Consider the following 16,748-nt stretch of genomic DNA (forward strand, 5'->3'; position numbering starts at 1 on the left):
TCGCAGCCGCTCTTCGTAGGAGCGAGCTTGCTGGCGAACGCCTCAGTCGAGGAGCTTCAGGCCAGCTCCAGCACCCGATCGACCGCCTTGTTGATGCCGCTGGCGGCTTCGGCGATGGATTGCGCGAGCATGTAGGCGGGAGTGGTGACCAGCTTGTGCTCCTTGTCTTCGACTATGTCTTCCACGGCACAGTCGATGTGCTTGGCGCCCATGCTGGTCAGTGCTTGGGCGGTGCCCTCGTCGGTGCCGATGGTGCACTCGACGCCTTCACCGAAGATGCGCGCGGCCATGGCTGGGGCGATGCAGATCAGGCCAACCGGCTTCTTCGCGGCGGCGAAGGCCTTGGCCAGCGCCAGCACGTCCGGCTGCACCTGACACTGGTCGCCCTTGAAGGCGAAATCGCTGAGGTTCTTCGCCGCGCCGAAGCCGCCGGGCACGATCAGGGCGTCGAAGTCCTCGGCCTTGGCCTCGCGAATATCCTTCACCTCGCCACGGGCGATACGTGCGGACTCCACCAGGACGTTGCGCTTCTCGGCCATTTCCTCACCGGTCAGGTGGTTCAGCACGTGGTGCTGCTCGATGTTCGGCGCAAAGCACTGCACCTGGGCGCCGCGCTGGGACAGGCGCAGCAGGGTGATCACGCTTTCATGGATTTCCGCGCCGTCGTAGACGCCACAACCGGAAAGGATAACGGCAACTTTCTTCATGGACTGCTCCTGTTCGAGGGGGCCGGGGCTGTCGCGATATGCCGCCCGGGCTGTCGCCGACGGCCGTGGCCGGCGGCGGGCAAGGGACTAGGATCCTTCCTCATAAGCATAACGATTCGGTCGTGCCATGAACTACATCCTCTTCGCCGTGCCATTCTTTTTCCTGCTGATTGTGGTCGAGTTGCTCGCTGACCGCTGGCGCGGCCTGCGCACCTATCGCCTGAGCGATGCGCTGAACAGCCTCAGCGCGGGGGTCCTGTCGACCACCAGTGGCCTGCTGACCAAGGGGCTGGCAGTGGTGACCTACACCATCGCCTGGCAGCACCTCGCGCTGTTCGACCTGTCGGCGAAAAGCCTGTGGGTCTGGGCGTTCGCCTTCGTCTTCTACGACTTCTGCTACTACTGGAACCACCGCCTCGGCCATGAGCGCAACGTGCTCTGGGCCGCGCATTCGGTGCACCACCAGAGCGAGGACTACAACCTCTCCACCGCACTGCGGCAGACCAGCACCGGCTTCCTCTTCGGCTGGATCTTCTACCTGCCCATGGCCATTGCCGGGGTGCCGCCGCTGGTGTTTCTTACCGTCGGCGCGCTGAACCTGCTCTACCAGTTCTGGGTGCACACCCGGCACATTCCCAAGCTGGGTTGGTTCGAATGGGTTTTCATCACCCCGTCCAACCACCGCGTGCACCACGCACAGAACCCTGTCTATATGGATCGCAACTACGGTGGCGTGTTCATTCTCTGGGACCGCCTGTTCGGCACCTTCCAGGAAGAACTGGACGAAGAGCCGGTGGTGTTCGGCGTGACGGTCCCCCTGGCCAGCTGGAACCCGCTGTGGGCCAACCTGCAGGTCTATGCGCACCTGTGGAACGATGCGCGCCGTGCCGGCAGCCTGTGGGACAAGCTGCGCATCTGGTTCATGCGTACCGGCTGGCGCCCCGAGGACGTCGCCCAGCGCTATCCCATGGCCAAGCCTGACCTGGCGGCCTTCCGCAAGTTCGAGGTGCCGCTGACGCGCGGCCGGCAGTGGTACGCCGCTCTGCAGTTCGCCACCTATGTGGTGGTCGGAACCTGGTTGCTGGGCGTCGGGGAGGGCTGGCAAGTGCTGCCGCTGGTGATCGGCTGGGGCTGGATGGCTTTCGGTCTCTACGCCATCGGCTGCTGGCTGGAGAACCGCGCCTGGGCGTTGCGCCTGGAACTGCTGCGATTGGCGCTGAACGTGCCGGCAGTCGCGGCGCTGGCACTGTGGGGAGGAGTTGAGTTGCCGCAGTGGGCGCCCTGGGCGCTGGCGGTCTACTCGCTGTTCAGCCTGATCGGTCTGCTCGGCCTGCGGCGCGCCGAGCGCCTGCCGCAGGTGGCCTGATCAGTCAGCGCGATTACTCGGACTTGCTGGCCTTGTAGCGGCGGCGCAGCCAGAACAGCAGGCCGATCACCACGAGTCCGCCAAGGACCATGAGCTCGTACTTCTTGATGTTGCCCAGCACACCTTCGAGCACGCTGCCGAAGTAGAAGGCGGCGCTGCCCAGTACTGTGGCCCAGACGATGGCCCCGATGCCGTTGAGCAGCAGGTAGCGCGCCGGCGGGTAGCCGGACAGGCCGATGGCCACCGGCATCACGGTGCGCAGGCCGTAGACGAAGCGGAAGCTCAGCACCCACAGGTCGGGATGCTTGCGCACATGCTCCAGCGCCTTGTCACCCATCTTCTGCCAGCGCGGCTTGCGCGCGAGCAGCTTGCGACCGTGGCGGCGGCCGAGGAAATACCAGAGCTGGTCGCCCGCGTAACTGCCGAAGAACGCCACCGCGATGACGTACTCCAGCTGCATGTAGCCGCGGAAAGCCAGGAAGCCGGCCAGGACCAGAATGGTCTCACCCTCGAAGAACGTGCCGAGAAACAGCGCGAAGTAGCCGAAATCCTGCAGGAATTGTTGGAGCATTATCGAGGCAACGCAGCGAAATGAACGCGAAGCCTAACCCGGTTGTCGCCCGCAGGGAAGGTATCCCGGTCCGCACAACTGACCTGGAACAAGTCTGTGCCCGTGCAGAGCGGCGGCATGCCGCTGCGGCAGGATGCCGCGACCAAGGGTCACTGTTACCGGTTGTTACCAATCGGTCATAATTCAGGGCTATAACTGTCAGACTGTGCCTGCTGTTCAGGCTCTGGAGTACGCCGTGAGCTTCATTCCCGCCGATCGTGCCTTCCCCTTCACTCGACTGCGTCGTAACCGTCGTGACGAATTTTCCCGCCGCCTGGTGCGCGAAAACGTCCTGACCGCCAACGACCTGATCCTTCCGGTGTTTGTCCTCGACGGCAACAACCAGCGTGAAGCAGTGCCCTCGATGCCTGGTGTGGAGCGCATGTCCATCGACCTGCTGCTCAAGGAAGCCGAAGAGCTGGTGGAGCTGGGCATCCCGGCACTGGCGCTGTTCCCGGTGACCCCGCTGGAGAAGAAATCCCTTGATGGCGCCGAAGCCTTCAACCCCGATGGCATCGCCCAGCGCGCCACCCGCGCCCTGCGTGAGCGCTTCCCGGAGCTGGGCATCATCACCGACGTGGCGCTGGACCCGTTCACCAGCCACGGCCAGGACGGCATCCTCGACGAGGACGGCTACGTTCTGAACGACATTTCCGTCGATGTGCTGGTCAAGCAGGCGCTTTCTCACGCCGAAGCGGGCGCCCAGGTCGTGGCTCCGTCGGACATGATGGACGGTCGCATCGGCGCCATCCGCGAGGCCCTGGAGTCCACCGGCCACATCAACACCCGCATCATGGCCTACTCGGCCAAGTACGCCAGCGCCTACTACGGCCCGTTCCGCGACGCCGTCGGTTCCGCCGCCAACCTGGGCAAGGGCAACAAGGCCACCTACCAGATGGACCCGGCCAACAGCGACGAAGCGCTGCACGAGATCTACGCTGACCTCGCCGAAGGCGCCGACATGGTCATGGTCAAGCCGGGCATGCCCTATCTCGACATAGTGCGCCGTGCCAAGGACGAATTCCGCGCCCCGACCTTTGTCTACCAGGTCAGCGGCGAGTACGCGATGCACATGGCCGCGATCAACAATGGCTGGCTCAGCGAGGCGGTGATCCTCGAATCGCTGCTGGCCTTCAAACGCGCGGGCGCAGATGGCATCCTGACCTACTTCGCCAAGCGCGCGGCACAACAATTGAAAATGAAAAGCGGGGGCTGACCCCGTCGATGAGACGAGCGATGAATACCGAAGGCATTAGCGAAACCGAAGTTATCGAAGCTGACACCACTGCTGAAGTCACCGAAGTCGTCGTAACGGAGGTGGTCGAGACGCCGCCACCGCCCGTCGAACCGGCGGTGCCGGCAATCAACGTGGACGACAGTGCCCTCTACATTCATCGCGAACTCTCGCAGCTGCAGTTCAACATCCGCGTGCTGGAGCAGGCGCTGGATGAGTCCTACCCGCTGCTGGAACGCCTGAAGTTCCTGCTGATCTTCTCCAGCAACCTCGACGAATTCTTCGAGATCCGCGTTGCCGGCCTGAAGAAGCAGATCACCTTCGCCCGCGAGCAGGCCGGCGCCGACGGCCTGCTGCCGCACCAGGCGCTGGCTCGCATCAGCGAGCAGGTGCACGAGCAGGTTGCCCGCCAGTACAGCATCCTCAACGACATCCTGTTGCCGGAGCTGGCCAAGCACGACATCCGCTTCATCCGCCGCCGCTACTGGACGCCGAAGATCAAGGCCTGGGTCCGTCGCTTCTTCCGCGACGAAATCGCCCCCATTGTCACCCCGATCGGCCTCGACCCGACCCACCCGTTCCCGCTGCTGGTGAACAAGAGCCTGAACTTCATGGTCGAGCTCGAAGGCCTGGACGCCTTCGGTCGCGACTCCGGTCTGGCGATCATCCCGGCGCCGCGCTCGCTGCCGCGGATCATCCGCTTGCCGGAAGAAGTCGCAGGGCCGGGCGACAACTACGTGTTCCTGTCGTCGATGATCCACGCCCACGCCGACGACCTGTTCCACGGCATGAAGGTGAAGGGCTGCTACCAGTTCCGCCTGACCCGTAACGCCGACCTCTCGGTGGACGCCGAGGACGTCGAGGACCTGGCCCGCGCTCTGCGCGGCGAGCTGTTCTCGCGCCGCTACGGCGACGCCGTGCGCCTGGAAGTGGTGGATACCTGCCCGGTGCCCCTGTCCAATTACCTGCTCAAGCAGTTCGGCCTGTCCGAGACCGAGTTGTACCGCGTCAGCGGGCCGGTCAACCTGACGCGCCTGTTCAGCGTCACCGGTTTGGCCAGCCATCCGGAGCTGCAGTCGCCGCCGTTCACCCCGACGATCCCCAAGCTGCTGCAGAAGAAGGAAAACCTGTTTAACGTCCTGGGCAAGCTCGACGTGCTGCTGATGCACCCGTTCGAGTCCTTCACCCCGGTGGTCGACCTGCTGCGCCAGGCTGCCAAGGACCCCAGCGTGCTGGCGATCAAGCAGACGCTGTACCGTTCCGGCGCCAACTCCGAGATCGTCGACGCGCTGGTGGAAGCCGCGCGCAACGGCAAGGAAGTGACCGTGGTGATCGAGTTGCGGGCGCGCTTCGACGAAGAGTCCAACCTGCAACTGGCCAGCCGTCTGCAGCAGGCCGGTGCAGTAGTGATCTACGGTGTGGTCGGCTTCAAGACCCACGCCAAGATGATGCTCATCCTGCGTCGCGAGGATGGCGAGCTGCGCCGCTACGCGCACCTGGGTACCGGCAACTACCACGCCGGCAACGCGCGCCTGTACACCGACTACAGCCTGCTGACCGCCGATGTGGCGCTCTGCGAGGACCTGCACAAGCTGTTCAACCAGCTGATCGGCATGGGCAAGACGCTGCGCATGAAGAAGCTCCTGCATGCGCCCTTCACCCTGAAGAAGAACCTGCTGGAGATGATCAACCGCGAGGCTGCCCAGGCCGCCGAGGGCAAGCCGGCGCACATCATGGCCAAGGTCAACTCACTGACCGATGCCAAGGTCATCCGCGCGCTGTACAAGGCCAGCCAGGCCGGCGTGAAGATCGACCTGGTGGTGCGCGGCATGTGCTGCCTGCGTCCGGGCGTGCCGGGGGTGTCGCACAACATCCAGGTGCGCTCGATCATCGGCCGTTTCCTCGAGCACAGCCGGATCTACTACTTCCTCAATGGCGGCGAGGAGAAGCTCTACCTCTCCAGCGCCGACTGGATGGAGCGTAACCTCGACATGCGCGTGGAGACCTGCTTCCCGGTGGAAGGCAAGAAGCTCGTGCTGCGGGTGAAGAAGGAGCTGGAGTCCTACCTGACCGACAATACCCAGGCCTGGGTGCTGCAGTCCGACGGCAGCTACGTTCGGCAGAGCCCCAGCGGCAACCAGAACGCCCGCAACGCCCAGGCGACGCTGCTGGAGCGCCTGTGCACGCCGGTGATCAGCGTTCGCTGATCAGGCGGGTGATATCGAAAGCCCTGCCTCGGCAGGGCTTTTTCTTGGGCTGTTCGCAGGAGCGAGCAATTCCTGCTGCGGGCTTGCGGTTCGCGAGCAAGGACTGGGCATCCCCCTCGGTCCTACAGGTCATGGTGACGCTCGAAATGAAAAGGCCCCGGCGTTTGCGCGCCGGGGCCTTTGTCTTTCGCGGGGGTGATCAGCTCACGCTGAGCGAATAGCCCACGCGCTTGAGCCATTCGGCTTCCTGCTCGAAGTCCGCCTGGGTCAGCGGGTTGGCCGCCAGCCAGCCGTCGGGGAAGCGCACGTCCAGCGATTTGCCCGAAGCCTTCAGGGCCACCGCCGGCATTTCCTGGGTGCCACGGATGTGGTGGAAGAGAATGGCGAAGCGCAATACCACGCACAGGCGGATCAGCTTGTCGCCCTCATCGCCCAGCTCGTTGAACTTGTCCACCGGGATGTTGCGGCGGTGGCCGCGCACCAGCAGCGCCAGGGTCAACTGGTCCAGGCGCGAGAAACCGGCCAGGTCCGAGTGCTCCAGCAGGTAGGCGCCGTGCTTGTGGTAGTGATAGTGGGCGATGTCCAGGCCGAGTTCGTGCACGCGGGCGGCCCACATCAGCAGTTCGCGGTGGCCTTCGTCGGTCAGGTCCCAGGCCTTGGCGACCTGTTCCAGGGACTCCAGCGCCTTGGCCTCGACGCGCGCGGCCTGCTCCGGGTCGACGTGGTAGCGCTCCATCAGCGCGCCGATGGTGCGCTCGCGAACGTCCTCGTGGTGGTGGCGGCCCAGCAGGTCGTAGAGCACGCCTTCGCGCAGGGCGCCTTCGGAATGGGTCATGCGGGTCAGTTCGAGGGCGTCGAACAGCGCCTCGAGGATCGCCATGCCGGCCGGGAAGATCGGCCGGCGGTCAGGCTTGATGCCGTCGATGTCGAGCTTCTCGACCTCGCCCAGCTTGAACATCTTGCGCTTGAGCCAGGCCAGTCCTTCGGGGTTGATCTCGCCGTTGCCGTGACCGCCGGCCTGGATCGCCAGGCAGATGGCGCGGATGGTGCCGGAGGCGCCGACCGCCTCGTCCCAGCCCAGGCGTCGCAGGCTGTTCTCGATGCTCATCAGCTCCAGGCGGGCCGAGGTATAGGCCTGGGCGTAGCGCGCCGGGGTGATCTTGCCGTCCTTGAAGTAGCGTTGGGTGAAGCTCACGCAGCCCATCTGCAGGCTCTCGCGCAACTGCGATTCGAACTGCTGGCCGATGATGAACTCGGTGCTGCCGCCGCCGATGTCGACCACCAGGCGCTTGCCGGGGTTGTCCGGCAGGGTGTGGGAAACGCCCAGGTAGATCAGGCGCGCCTCTTCACGGCCGGAGATGACCTCCACCGGATGACCGAGGATCTGGTCGGCGACGCGGATGAATTCGGCGCGGTTGCGAGCCTCGCGCAGGGCGTTGGTGCCCACGACACGCACCGAACCGGGCGGCATGCCGTTGATGAACTGGGCGAACTGTTTCAGGCAGTCGTAGCCGCGCTGCATCGCTTCGGCGGTGAGCATGCGGTCTTCACCGATGCCCGCGGCCAGCTGGACCTTTTCCCCCAGGCGCTCGAGGATGCGGATCTCTCCGTGATCGGCCTTCGCCAAAACCATGTGGAAGCTGTTCGAGCCAAGGTCAATGGCCGCGATCATCGGGAAGGTCTTGGCAGGGGTATGGGGCATAGGGGCAGGTCCGGAAAAATACGAGAGACATCCTGCCATTTTAGGCAGGTAGTGCCAATGAAGGGGTTGTCACCGATCAGAAGTCGCCGCGGCAGCGATAGATATACTCAATCGGCTGCGCCTTTCGGTGTGGGCCGAGGCGGGATATGATGGCGGACACTTTTTCGCATCCGATTGACGGAGAGAATACATGAGCGAACATATCGTCAATGTTACCGATGCCAGCTTCGAGCAGGACGTACTGAAGTCCGACGGTCCCGTGCTGGTCGACTACTGGGCCGAATGGTGCGGCCCGTGCAAGATGATCGCCCCGGTACTCGACGAGATCGCCAAGGACTATCAGGGCAAGCTGAAAGTCTGCAAGCTGAACATCGACGAGAACCAGGACACCCCGCCGAAGTATGGCGTGCGTGGCATTCCGACCCTGATGCTGTTCAAGGGCGGTAACGTCGAAGCCACCAAGGTTGGCGCACTGTCCAAGTCGCAGCTGGCTGCCTTCCTCGACAGCAACATCTGAGTCGACGAAGTCCGAAAAGCCCCGCAGATTCGCGGGGCTTTTTTCTTTCTGCCCCTAGACGCTCCGAAACTCGGGTGTTAAATTCGGGCCACAACGAGTTTTTCGTTGTCCCCTGCAAGCCGTCGCCGACGCACTTCCCATTCGAATTCCAAGCGATCCTGTCCGTCATCTACGGCGCGGCTCTTCAAGCATCACGCTTGTTCCCTTTTCCCCTTTCAGCGTATTTACGTCCCTTCTATGAATCTGACCGAACTCAAGCAAAAGCCGATTGCCGAATTGCTGGAAATGTCCGATGCCATGGGCCTGGAAAACATGGCTCGTTCGCGCAAACAGGACATCATCTTCGCGCTGCTGAAGAAGCACGCGAAAAGCGGCGAGGAAATCTCCGGTGACGGCGTGCTGGAGATTCTCCAGGATGGCTTCGGCTTCCTGCGCTCCGCCGATTCCTCGTACCTGGCCGGCCCGGACGACATCTACGTCTCGCCCAGCCAGATCCGTCGCTTCAACCTGCGCACGGGCGATACCATCATCGGCAAGATTCGTCCGCCGAAGGAAGGCGAGCGTTACTTCGCCCTGCTGAAAGTCGACTCGATCAACTTCGATCGTCCGGAGAACGCGAAGAACAAGATTCTCTTCGAGAACCTGACGCCGCTGTTCCCGACCAAGCGCCTGACCATGGAAGCCGGCAACGGCTCCACCGAGGACCTCACCGGCCGTGTGATCGACCTCTGCTCGCCGATCGGCAAGGGCCAGCGCGGCCTGATCGTCGCCCCGCCGAAAGCGGGCAAGACGATCATGCTGCAGAACATTGCCTCGAACATCACCCGCAACAACCCCGAGTGCCACCTGATCGTCCTGCTGATCGACGAGCGCCCGGAAGAAGTGACCGAGATGCAGCGCACCGTGCGCGGCGAAGTGGTCGCTTCCACCTTCGACGAGCCGCCAACCCGCCACGTGCAGGTTGCCGAGATGGTGATCGAGAAGGCCAAGCGCCTGGTCGAGCACAAGAAGGACGTGATCATTCTGCTCGACTCCATCACCCGTCTGGCCCGTGCCTACAACACCGTGATCCCGAGCTCCGGCAAGGTGCTTACCGGTGGTGTCGACGCCCACGCCCTGGAAAAGCCCAAGCGCTTCTTTGGCGCCGCGCGCAACATCGAGGAAGGCGGTTCGCTGACCATCCTCGCCACCGCGCTAATCGAAACCGGCTCGAAGATGGACGAAGTGATCTACGAGGAATTCAAGGGTACCGGTAACTCGGAACTCATCCTCGACCGTCGCATTTCGGAAAAACGCGTGTTCCCGGCGATCAACATCAACCGTTCGGGCACCCGTCGCGAAGAGCTGCTCACCGGTGAGGAAGAGCTGCAGCGCATGTGGATCCTGCGCAAGATCCTCCACCCGATGGACGAGATCGCCGCGGTCGAGTTCCTGCTGGACAAGCTCCGCCAGACCAAGACCAACGACGAGTTCTTCGACTCGATGAAGCGCAGCAAGTAAGCGCGGTTCGAACCACACAAGGCCGGGGAAACCCGGCCTTCGTGTTTCTGCCCGGCGCTGATAGGCGGTAGACTGTCGCATCATCCTGCCGCCATCGAGACCCTCATGCAGTATCGCGACCTGCGCGAGTTCATCGCTGCCCTGGAGCAGCGCGGACAGCTCAAGCGCATCCAGGCGCCGGTATCCCCGGTGCTGGAAATGACCGAGGTGTGCGACCGCACCCTGCGCGCCAAGGGCCCGGCCCTGCTGTTCGAAAAGCCCACCGGCTTCGACATGCCTGTGCTCGGCAACCTGTTCGGCACGCCCGAGCGCGTGGCCCTGGGCATGGGTGCGGAAGACGTCTCCGAGCTGCGCGAGATCGGCAAGCTGCTGGCCTTCCTCAAGGAGCCGGAGCCGCCCAAGGGGCTGAAGGACGCCTGGTCCAAGCTGCCGATCTTCAAGAAGGTCATCAACATGGCGCCCAAGGTCCTGAAGGACGCGCCGTGCCAGGAAGTGATCGAGGAGGGCGACGACGTCGACCTGTCGAAGCTGCCGGTGCAGACCTGCTGGCCTGGCGACGTCGCTCCGCTGATTACCTGGGGCCTGACCGTCACCCGCGGGCCGAACAAGGAACGGCAGAACCTGGGCATCTATCGCCAGCAGGTGATCGGCCGCAACAAGGTCATCATGCGCTGGCTGAGCCACCGTGGCGGCGCGCTGGACTTCCGCGAGTGGTGCCAGAAGCATCCCGGCCAGCCCTATCCGGTGGCCGTTGCCCTTGGCGCGGACCCGGCGACCATCCTCGGCGCTGTCACTCCGGTGCCGGATAACCTCTCCGAATACGCCTTCGCTGGCCTGCTGCGTGGCCACAAGACCGAGCTGGTCAAGTGCATTGGCAGCGACCTGCAGGTGCCTGCCAGTGCCGAAATCGTCCTCGAAGGGGTGATCCACCCCGGCGAGATGGCCGACGAAGGCCCGTATGGCGACCACACCGGCTACTACAACGAGGTGGACCGCTTCCCGGTATTTACCGTCGAGCGCATCACCCGCCGGCAGAAGCCGATCTACCACAGCACCTACACCGGCCGCCCGCCGGATGAGCCGGCGATCCTCGGCGTGGCGCTGAACGAAGTGTTCGTGCCGATCCTGCAGAAGCAGTTCCCCGAGATCACCGACTTCTACCTGCCGCCCGAAGGCTGCTCCTACCGCATGGCGGTGGTGACCATGAAGAAGCAGTACCCCGGCCACGCCAAGCGCGTGATGCTCGGTGTCTGGTCGTTCCTGCGACAGTTCATGTACACCAAGTTCGTTATCGTCACCGACGACGACATCAACGCCCGCGACTGGAACGACGTGATCTGGGCCATCACCACGCGCATGGACCCCAAGCGCGACACGGTGATGATCGACAACACGCCGATCGACTACCTGGACTTCGCCTCGCCGATTTCCGGCCTGGGCTCGAAGATGGGCCTGGACGCCACCCACAAGTGGCCGGGCGAGACCAGCCGCGAGTGGGGCCGGGTGATCGAGAAGGACCCGGCGGTAACCCGTCGGGTCGATGAAATCTGGGCGAGCCTGGGCATCGATTGATGTGGCCGCCCGCCTGTAGGACCGAGGGGGACGCCTAGTCCTTGCTCGCGAACCCAACTCCGCTGCTGGGGGTGTTCGCGAGCAAGCTCGCTCCTACAACTAAAAGAACGAGAACATCGCTTGAAAGTGACCTTGCAACCCTCCGGCGCCCAGCTCGAGCTGACGCCCGGGGAACGTATCCTCGACGGTGCGCGGCGCCTGGGCTACGAGTGCCCGCAGAGCTGCCGCAACGGCAACTGCCACATCTGTGCGGCGCTGCTGGTGGAAGGCCGCGTGCGCCAGGATGGCGAGGTGCGTGACCATGGCGAACTCTTTACCTGCCTGGCCGAGCCGCTGGAAGACTGCGTGCTGCACTGGGATGGCGTGCTGGCGCCCGGCGAGTTGCCGGTGCGTGCGCTGTCCTGCCAACTGACGCTCTGCGAGCCGGTGGGCGGCGACGTCTGGCGCGTGCGCCTGCGCGCCCCGGCCGGCAAGCCGCCGCGCTACCACGCCGGGCAGTACCTGCTGATCGAGCGCGAGGGCAGCGATCCGGCGGCCTTCTCCCTGGCCTCCGCGCCGCAGGACGGGCGTGACCTGGAACTGCACATCCTGGCCCGCGAGAACAGCGCCATCGACCTGCTGGCGCAACTCCAGCGCGACCGTTTCGCCCGCGTGCAGATGCCCTTCGGCGACGCGCACCTCGCCGACCTGCCGGACGGCCCGCTGGTGCTGATCGCCGCCGGCACCGGCATGGCGCAGATGCACAGCCTGATCGAGTTCTGCCGCGCCGCCGGCTTTGCCCACCCGGTGCACCTGTACTGGGGCGTGCGCCGCCCGGAAGACTTCTACGATCTGCCCCATTGGGATCAGTGGGAAAGCGTGCCCAACCTGCACCTGCACAAGATCGTCAGCGACCTGTGCGGCTGGCAGGGGCGCTGTGGCCTGCTGCATGAGGCGGTGTGCGAGGACTTCGCCGAGCTGGCCGGCCTGCGCGTCTACGCCAGCGGCTCGCCGGCGATGGTCTATGGCACGTTGGATGCGCTGGTGGCGGCGGGCATGGACCCGCATCAAATGCGCGCGGATGTCTTCGCCTACGCCCCACGCAGCTGATTCAGCTCAGGGGCTGGGCTTTCTGTAGGAGCGAGCTTGCTCGCGAACGATGTGCCCGGCAGCGTCGGTGTTGGGCGTGTTCGCGAGCAAGCTCGCTCCTACAGGGTGACGCCTTGGCTGCGTTACCCCGGCGGCTCAGTCACGCGGAGACTCGATGGAAAACTCCTCCTGCAGCGCCGCGCGAATCCAGTCCTCGAACCAGGCGACGTCGGCGCTTACCGCGCCGGTGGGCAGCAGCAACTGGTAGCTTTCCAGCGGCACTTCCTCGGGCAGCGGCCGCACCAGCGTGCCGGCGGCCAGCTGGTGCTTCACCAGCACCAGGTTGGCCAGGGCGATACCGTGGCCGGCCTCGGCCATGGACAGCGCGTGGTCGTTGCTGACGTAGAGCACGTCGGAGTTCACCCGCAGGTCGAGGCCGATGGTGGACAACCAGAGGTTCCACCATTCGCCGTCGTCGACGTGGATCAGCTTGTGCTGCGCCAGCTCGTGCACGCTGGTCAGCGGGCCGTGCTCCTCGAGATAGGCGGGTGAACACACCGGGAACACCGCCGGCCGCACGAGGGTGCTGTGGCACTGCGGATAGACGCCGGGAAGCCCGTAGACAATCCCCAGATCGGCGCTTTTACCGTCCACTTCGCTGAAAGTCGGGTTCGGCTCCACCGCCACCTTCAGGCCGGGGCGTTGCTGCCGCAGGGTCTCCAGGCGCGGCATCAGCCAGCGCTTGGCGAAGGCCGGTACCACGAGGATCTTCAGCCAGCGCGCGGTGCCGCCGGGGGCCAGTTCATGGCCGGCATCGGCGATCTGCTGCAGGGCTGTGGATATCTTTGCGTAGTAGCGTTGCCCGGCGGGCGTCAGGCTGACTCCGCGCGGGGTGCGCTCGAACAACTGCACGCCCAGCCAATCCTCCAGCAGCTTGACGTGTCGGCCGATGGCCGGCTGCGTCACATGCAGGTCTTTCGAGGCGGCGACGTAGCTGCCCAGGCGTGCGGCGGCCTCGAAGGCGCGGACGGCATTGAGCGGCGGAAGACGCTGGATGGACATGGCTGGACCTCGAAGGCGGGCTGAGCTGTTAAATTTCAGCTGTTAAATTATTTAATATCGAATGTAAGAAAATTGAGCTTTTCGCTCAACCACCTTTCTTCGAATATCCGCTCCAGCAGCATCACCACAATATCGAGCCGAACCCACGGCCAGCGCTGCATCCAGCGTTTACTCCAGCCCTGCCAGAACAACTACAAGATCCCCCGAACGCCAGCGTGCGGCGGACGGGAAGGATGCGGAGGTTTCACCATGAATGCCCTGCACAGCCTGCAGACGGCGGCGGTTTCGATCCGCTCCGTGCGCAAGGTCTACGGCGATCCGGCCAGCGGTCCCGTCGCGCTGAAATGCGTCGACCTGGACATCCGCGACAATGAATTCTTCACCCTGCTCGGCCCTTCGGGCTGCGGCAAGACCACCCTCCTGCGGATGATCGCCGGCTTCGAATTCCCCACCGCCGGGGAAATCCAGCTGTACGGCGAGAACATCGCTGACCGCCCGCCGTTCGAGCGCCCGGTCAACACGGTGTTCCAGCACTACGCGCTGTTCCCGCACATGACCATCGCCGAGAACCTCGCCTTCGGCCTGGAATCCCACCCGATGGGCCAGCGCATGAGCAAGGCGCAGGTTGCCGAGCGCGTCCGCGAGATGCTCGCCCTGGTGCAGATGGAACGCTTCGCCCAGCGCAAGCCGACCCAGCTTTCCGGCGGCCAGCAGCAGCGCGTCGCCCTGGCCCGCGCTTTGGCACCGCATCCCAAGGTGCTGCTGCTCGACGAGCCGCTTTCCGCCCTCGATCTCAAGCTGCGCCAGGCCATGCGCGAAGAGCTCAAGGCGATCCAGGCCAAGACTGGCATCACCTTCATCTTCGTCACCCACGACCAGGAAGAAGCGCTGACCATGTCCGACCGCATCGCCGTGCTCTCCGAGGGCGAGGTGCAGCAGGTGGGTCGCCCGGACGATATCTACGAGCATCCGCGCAACCGCTTCGTCGCCGACTTCATCGGCGAGACCAACTTCCTCCCGGCCCGCGTCGAGAACTTCGACGGCGACCGCGCTTACTACCGCATCGGCGGTGAGCAGTTGATCGAGGCTGGCTCCCGCGAGGGCCTGAAGGTCGGCGCCGAAGTCACCCTGTCGATCCGCCCCGAGCGCCTGCAACTGGTGGCCGAGGACACGTCGTCCGCCGCGCCCTGCACCGTCGTCCAGCAGATCTACCTGGGCACCGACCTGCAGTACCAGGTGGCGCTCGCCGATGGCAGCAAGCTGACCGTCCGTGCGCCCAACAGCGCCGGCCAGCGTCAGCGCCTGGTAGCCGGGCAACGCGCCGGGCTGCTGTTCGAAAAAGGCAGCGCCAGCGTCCTGGTGGACTGAGCGGAGGTGAGCATGAACCCGTTATCCACAACCGCCGGCAATGCGCTGGAGCGGCGCCAGGCGCTGCGCAGCTTCCTTGGCGTGTCGCCCGCGCTGGTGTCCATCGGCCTGTTCCTGATCGTGCCGATCTTCATCGTCATCGGCTACTCGCTGATGCAGGCCAACCCCTATGGCGGCGTGAACCCGCACTTCAGCGTCGATGCCTACGTTTCGCTGCTGTTCGAGCGCCAGCTCGACGACAGCCTGGCCTTCGCCGACTCCTACGTGATGATCGCGCTGCGCTCCATCGGCATCGCCGCGGCGACCACCGCGATCACCCTGCTGGTGGGTTTCCCGGTGGCGGTGTGGCTGGCCATGCAGCCGGCGCACCGTCGCGGCCTGCTGATCTTCCTGATCACCGTGCCGTTCTGGGCCAATCTGCTGATCCGCACCTACGCGTGGATCCTGCTGCTGCGCGGCACTGGGGTGGTCAACGGCACGCTGATGAGCCTCGGCATCATCCACCAGCCGCTGAACCTGCTCTACACCGACGGCGCCGTGCTGCTGGGCCTGGTCTACACCTACGCGCCCTTCGTCGTGCTGCCGATCTACGCGACCCTCGAGAAGATGGACATGCGCCTGCTCGAAGCGGCCCAGGACCTTTACGCCGGGCGTATCCGCACCCTGCGCAAGGTGGTCCTGCCGATCGCCCGGCCGGGGATTCTCGCCGGCGCCATCCTCACCTTCGTGCCCTGCCTGGGCGCGATGATCGCCCCCGAGCTGCTCGGCGGCGGCACCAAGATGATGCTCGGCAACCTGATCTTCCGACAGTTCAGCGACTCGCGGAACTGGCCCTTTGGCGCGGCGCTGTCGTTGGTGCTCATGGGCGCCGTGATGCTGGTGCTGATGTTCTACGCGATTCGCGCCGAGCGCCTGCGCATCGCCCGGGGAGGTGAATGATGCTCTCGCTGCTGACCAAGCGCCGTCTGGGCGTGCAGGACTTCCGTGGCTTCGGCGTCCTGAGTTTCCTGTTCTACCTGTACCTCTACGCGCCCATCGTGGTGCTGGTGGTGCTGTCGTTCAACGCCAACCAGTCCGCCACCGTGTGGACCGGCTTCAGCCTCGACTGGTACCGCAGCGCCTTCGCTAATCAGGCGTTGCGCCAGGCCGCCGGCAACAGCCTGCTGATCGCCGTGTGCGCCAGCGTGATCGCCACGGCGATCGCCACCCTGGCCGCGCTGGGCACCTCGCGCGGGGCCAAGTTCAAGGGCCTGCGCCTGTCCATGGGAGCGATCATGCTGCCGCTGGTGCTGCCCGAGATCGTCGTCGGCGTCGCCACCCTGGCGCTGTTCTCCACCCTCGGCCTGTCGCTGGGCTATGGCAACCTGATCATCGCCCACACGGTGTTCTGCATCCCGTTCGCCTACCTGCCGATCCGTGCTCGCCTGAACGACATGGACCTGTCCCTGGAACAGGCCGCCGCCGACCTCTACGCCGGGCCCTGGCGGACCTTCCGCAAGGTCACCCTGCCGCTGCTGATGCCGGGGATCTTCTCCGGGGTGATGCTCGCCTTCATCGTCTCGCTGGATAACTTCGTGATCTCGATGATGGTCTCCCAGGCCGGCACCACCACCTTGCCGATCTTCATCTTCGGCCTGCTGCGCATGGGCGTGACGCCCGATGTGAACGCGGTGTCGACCCTGATCCTCGGCGTTTCCGTGCTGTTCGTAACCCTGTCCTTCCTGCTTGGCAAGAAGAAAGCCTGAGAGCCCGCCCAATGCCTGTCCGAGCTTGCCCATACGTCGTTGGAAACAGCCTCGAAATGCTCATTTACAGCCGTAAACTGCGCTTTCTCA

General features: G+C 64.6%; 14 protein-coding genes. 10 read left to right on the forward strand and 4 right to left on the reverse strand.

The window, feature by feature from the left end; translation table 11 throughout:
• Positions 1-56 precede the first annotated feature (56 nt).
• Positions 57-707: an isoprenoid biosynthesis glyoxalase ElbB gene (gene elbB / locus RS899_RS28625; RefSeq protein ID WP_233297017.1), complete on the reverse strand. Its 651-nt coding sequence runs from the start codon at positions 705-707 to the stop codon at positions 57-59.
• Between the two features lie 127 nt (positions 708-834).
• Between elbB and RS899_RS28630 the strand changes: the two genes are divergently transcribed.
• The gene (locus tag RS899_RS28630; RefSeq protein WP_315808630.1) at positions 835-2,073 is read left to right on the forward strand and encodes a sterol desaturase family protein; all 1,239 of its coding nucleotides are present in this window, start codon (positions 835-837) and stop codon (positions 2,071-2,073) included.
• A gap of 13 nt (positions 2,074-2,086) precedes the next feature.
• On the opposite strand, the gene RS899_RS28635 is transcribed toward RS899_RS28630, so the two are convergent.
• Positions 2,087-2,647: a DedA family protein gene (locus tag RS899_RS28635; RefSeq protein WP_054910216.1), complete on the reverse strand. Its 561-nt coding sequence runs from the start codon at positions 2,645-2,647 to the stop codon at positions 2,087-2,089.
• Between the two features lie 232 nt (positions 2,648-2,879).
• On the opposite strand from RS899_RS28635, the gene hemB reads away from it, so the two are divergent.
• Together hemB and ppk1 are read left to right on the forward strand one after the other, a co-directional pair.
• Positions 2,880-3,899, forward strand: coding sequence for a porphobilinogen synthase (gene hemB / locus RS899_RS28640; RefSeq protein ID WP_233297019.1), 1,020 nt, complete (start codon positions 2,880-2,882; stop codon positions 3,897-3,899).
• A gap of 20 nt (positions 3,900-3,919) precedes the next feature.
• A complete protein-coding gene (ppk1, locus tag RS899_RS28645; protein ID WP_233297020.1) occupies positions 3,920-6,124 on the forward strand; it encodes a polyphosphate kinase 1 in 2,205 nt (734 codons plus the stop codon).
• Positions 6,125-6,323: 199 nt separating this feature from the next.
• On the opposite strand, the gene ppx is transcribed toward ppk1, so the two are convergent.
• Entirely contained in the window at positions 6,324-7,826 is a 1,503-nt protein-coding gene (gene ppx, locus RS899_RS28650) for an exopolyphosphatase (RefSeq protein ID WP_054910220.1), read from the reverse strand.
• Positions 7,827-8,016: 190 nt separating this feature from the next.
• Between ppx and trxA the strand changes: the two genes are divergently transcribed.
• The 4 genes from trxA to RS899_RS28670 all read left to right on the forward strand — a co-directional run bounded on the left by trxA (position 8,017) and on the right by RS899_RS28670 (position 12,504).
• Positions 8,017-8,343, forward strand: a complete 327-nt coding sequence (gene trxA / locus RS899_RS28655) for a thioredoxin TrxA (protein WP_015475045.1) — start codon at positions 8,017-8,019, stop codon at positions 8,341-8,343.
• 237 nt (positions 8,344-8,580) lie between these two features.
• Positions 8,581-9,843, forward strand: a complete 1,263-nt coding sequence (rho, locus tag RS899_RS28660) for a transcription termination factor Rho (protein WP_015475046.1) — start codon at positions 8,581-8,583, stop codon at positions 9,841-9,843.
• 105 nt (positions 9,844-9,948) lie between these two features.
• Positions 9,949-11,415 (forward strand): 4-hydroxy-3-polyprenylbenzoate decarboxylase, encoded by a 1,467-nt coding sequence (gene ubiD / locus RS899_RS28665; RefSeq protein WP_169935069.1) that lies wholly within the window; start codon positions 9,949-9,951, stop codon positions 11,413-11,415.
• A 120-nt stretch (positions 11,416-11,535) separates the two neighbouring features.
• A complete protein-coding gene (locus RS899_RS28670) occupies positions 11,536-12,504 on the forward strand; it encodes a CDP-6-deoxy-delta-3,4-glucoseen reductase (RefSeq protein WP_315808631.1) in 969 nt (322 codons plus the stop codon).
• A 135-nt stretch (positions 12,505-12,639) separates the two neighbouring features.
• On the opposite strand, the gene RS899_RS28675 is transcribed toward RS899_RS28670, so the two are convergent.
• Positions 12,640-13,545 carry a LysR substrate-binding domain-containing protein gene (locus RS899_RS28675; RefSeq protein ID WP_054910223.1) on the reverse strand — a complete coding sequence of 302 codons (906 nt, stop codon included), beginning with the start codon at positions 13,543-13,545 and terminating at the stop codon, positions 12,640-12,642.
• A 249-nt stretch (positions 13,546-13,794) separates the two neighbouring features.
• Here RS899_RS28675 and RS899_RS28680 point away from each other — a divergent pair, with 249 nt between their 5' ends.
• Genes RS899_RS28680 through RS899_RS28690 form a run of 3 tightly spaced genes read left to right on the forward strand, consistent with a single transcriptional unit; the run spans position 13,795 to position 16,658 of the window.
• On the forward strand, positions 13,795-14,913 hold the full coding sequence (locus RS899_RS28680) for an ABC transporter ATP-binding protein (RefSeq protein WP_054910224.1): 1,119 nt from the start codon (positions 13,795-13,797) through the stop codon (positions 14,911-14,913).
• Positions 14,914-14,925: 12 nt separating this feature from the next.
• A complete protein-coding gene (locus RS899_RS28685; protein WP_315808632.1) occupies positions 14,926-15,852 on the forward strand; it encodes an ABC transporter permease in 927 nt (308 codons plus the stop codon).
• Positions 15,852-16,658 carry an ABC transporter permease gene (locus tag RS899_RS28690; protein ID WP_054910226.1) on the forward strand — a complete coding sequence of 269 codons (807 nt, stop codon included), beginning with the start codon at positions 15,852-15,854 and terminating at the stop codon, positions 16,656-16,658. Before RS899_RS28685 ends, RS899_RS28690 begins: the two co-directional genes overlap by 1 nt.
• The last annotated feature ends 90 nt before the right edge of the window (positions 16,659-16,748 follow it).

The organism is Pseudomonas sp. C9-3 (assembly GCF_032392015.1).
Classification (GTDB): domain Bacteria; phylum Pseudomonadota; class Gammaproteobacteria; order Pseudomonadales; family Pseudomonadaceae; genus Pseudomonas; species Pseudomonas nitroreducens.

Bases quoted from the DNA above. Each gene is read 5' to 3' on its own strand.
- ubiD (WP_169935069.1), top strand. From the start codon at position 9,949: ATGCAGTATCGCGACCTGCGCGAGTTCATCGCTGCCCTGGAGCAGCGC.
- RS899_RS28685 (WP_315808632.1), top strand. From the start codon at position 14,926: ATGAACCCGTTATCCACAACCGCCGGCAATGCGCTGGAGCGGCGCCAG.
- RS899_RS28690 (WP_054910226.1), top strand. From the start codon at position 15,852: ATGCTCTCGCTGCTGACCAAGCGCCGTCTGGGCGTGCAGGACTTCCGT.
- RS899_RS28630 (WP_315808630.1), top strand. From the start codon at position 835: ATGAACTACATCCTCTTCGCCGTGCCATTCTTTTTCCTGCTGATTGTG.
- trxA (WP_015475045.1), top strand. From the start codon at position 8,017: ATGAGCGAACATATCGTCAATGTTACCGATGCCAGCTTCGAGCAGGAC.
- ppx (WP_054910220.1), bottom strand. From the start codon at position 7,826: ATGCCCCATACCCCTGCCAAGACCTTCCCGATGATCGCGGCCATTGAC.
- elbB (WP_233297017.1), bottom strand. From the start codon at position 707: ATGAAGAAAGTTGCCGTTATCCTTTCCGGTTGTGGCGTCTACGACGGC.
- ppk1 (WP_233297020.1), top strand. From the start codon at position 3,920: ATGAATACCGAAGGCATTAGCGAAACCGAAGTTATCGAAGCTGACACC.
- RS899_RS28680 (WP_054910224.1), top strand. From the start codon at position 13,795: ATGAATGCCCTGCACAGCCTGCAGACGGCGGCGGTTTCGATCCGCTCC.
- RS899_RS28675 (WP_054910223.1), bottom strand. From the start codon at position 13,545: ATGTCCATCCAGCGTCTTCCGCCGCTCAATGCCGTCCGCGCCTTCGAG.
- rho (WP_015475046.1), top strand. From the start codon at position 8,581: ATGAATCTGACCGAACTCAAGCAAAAGCCGATTGCCGAATTGCTGGAA.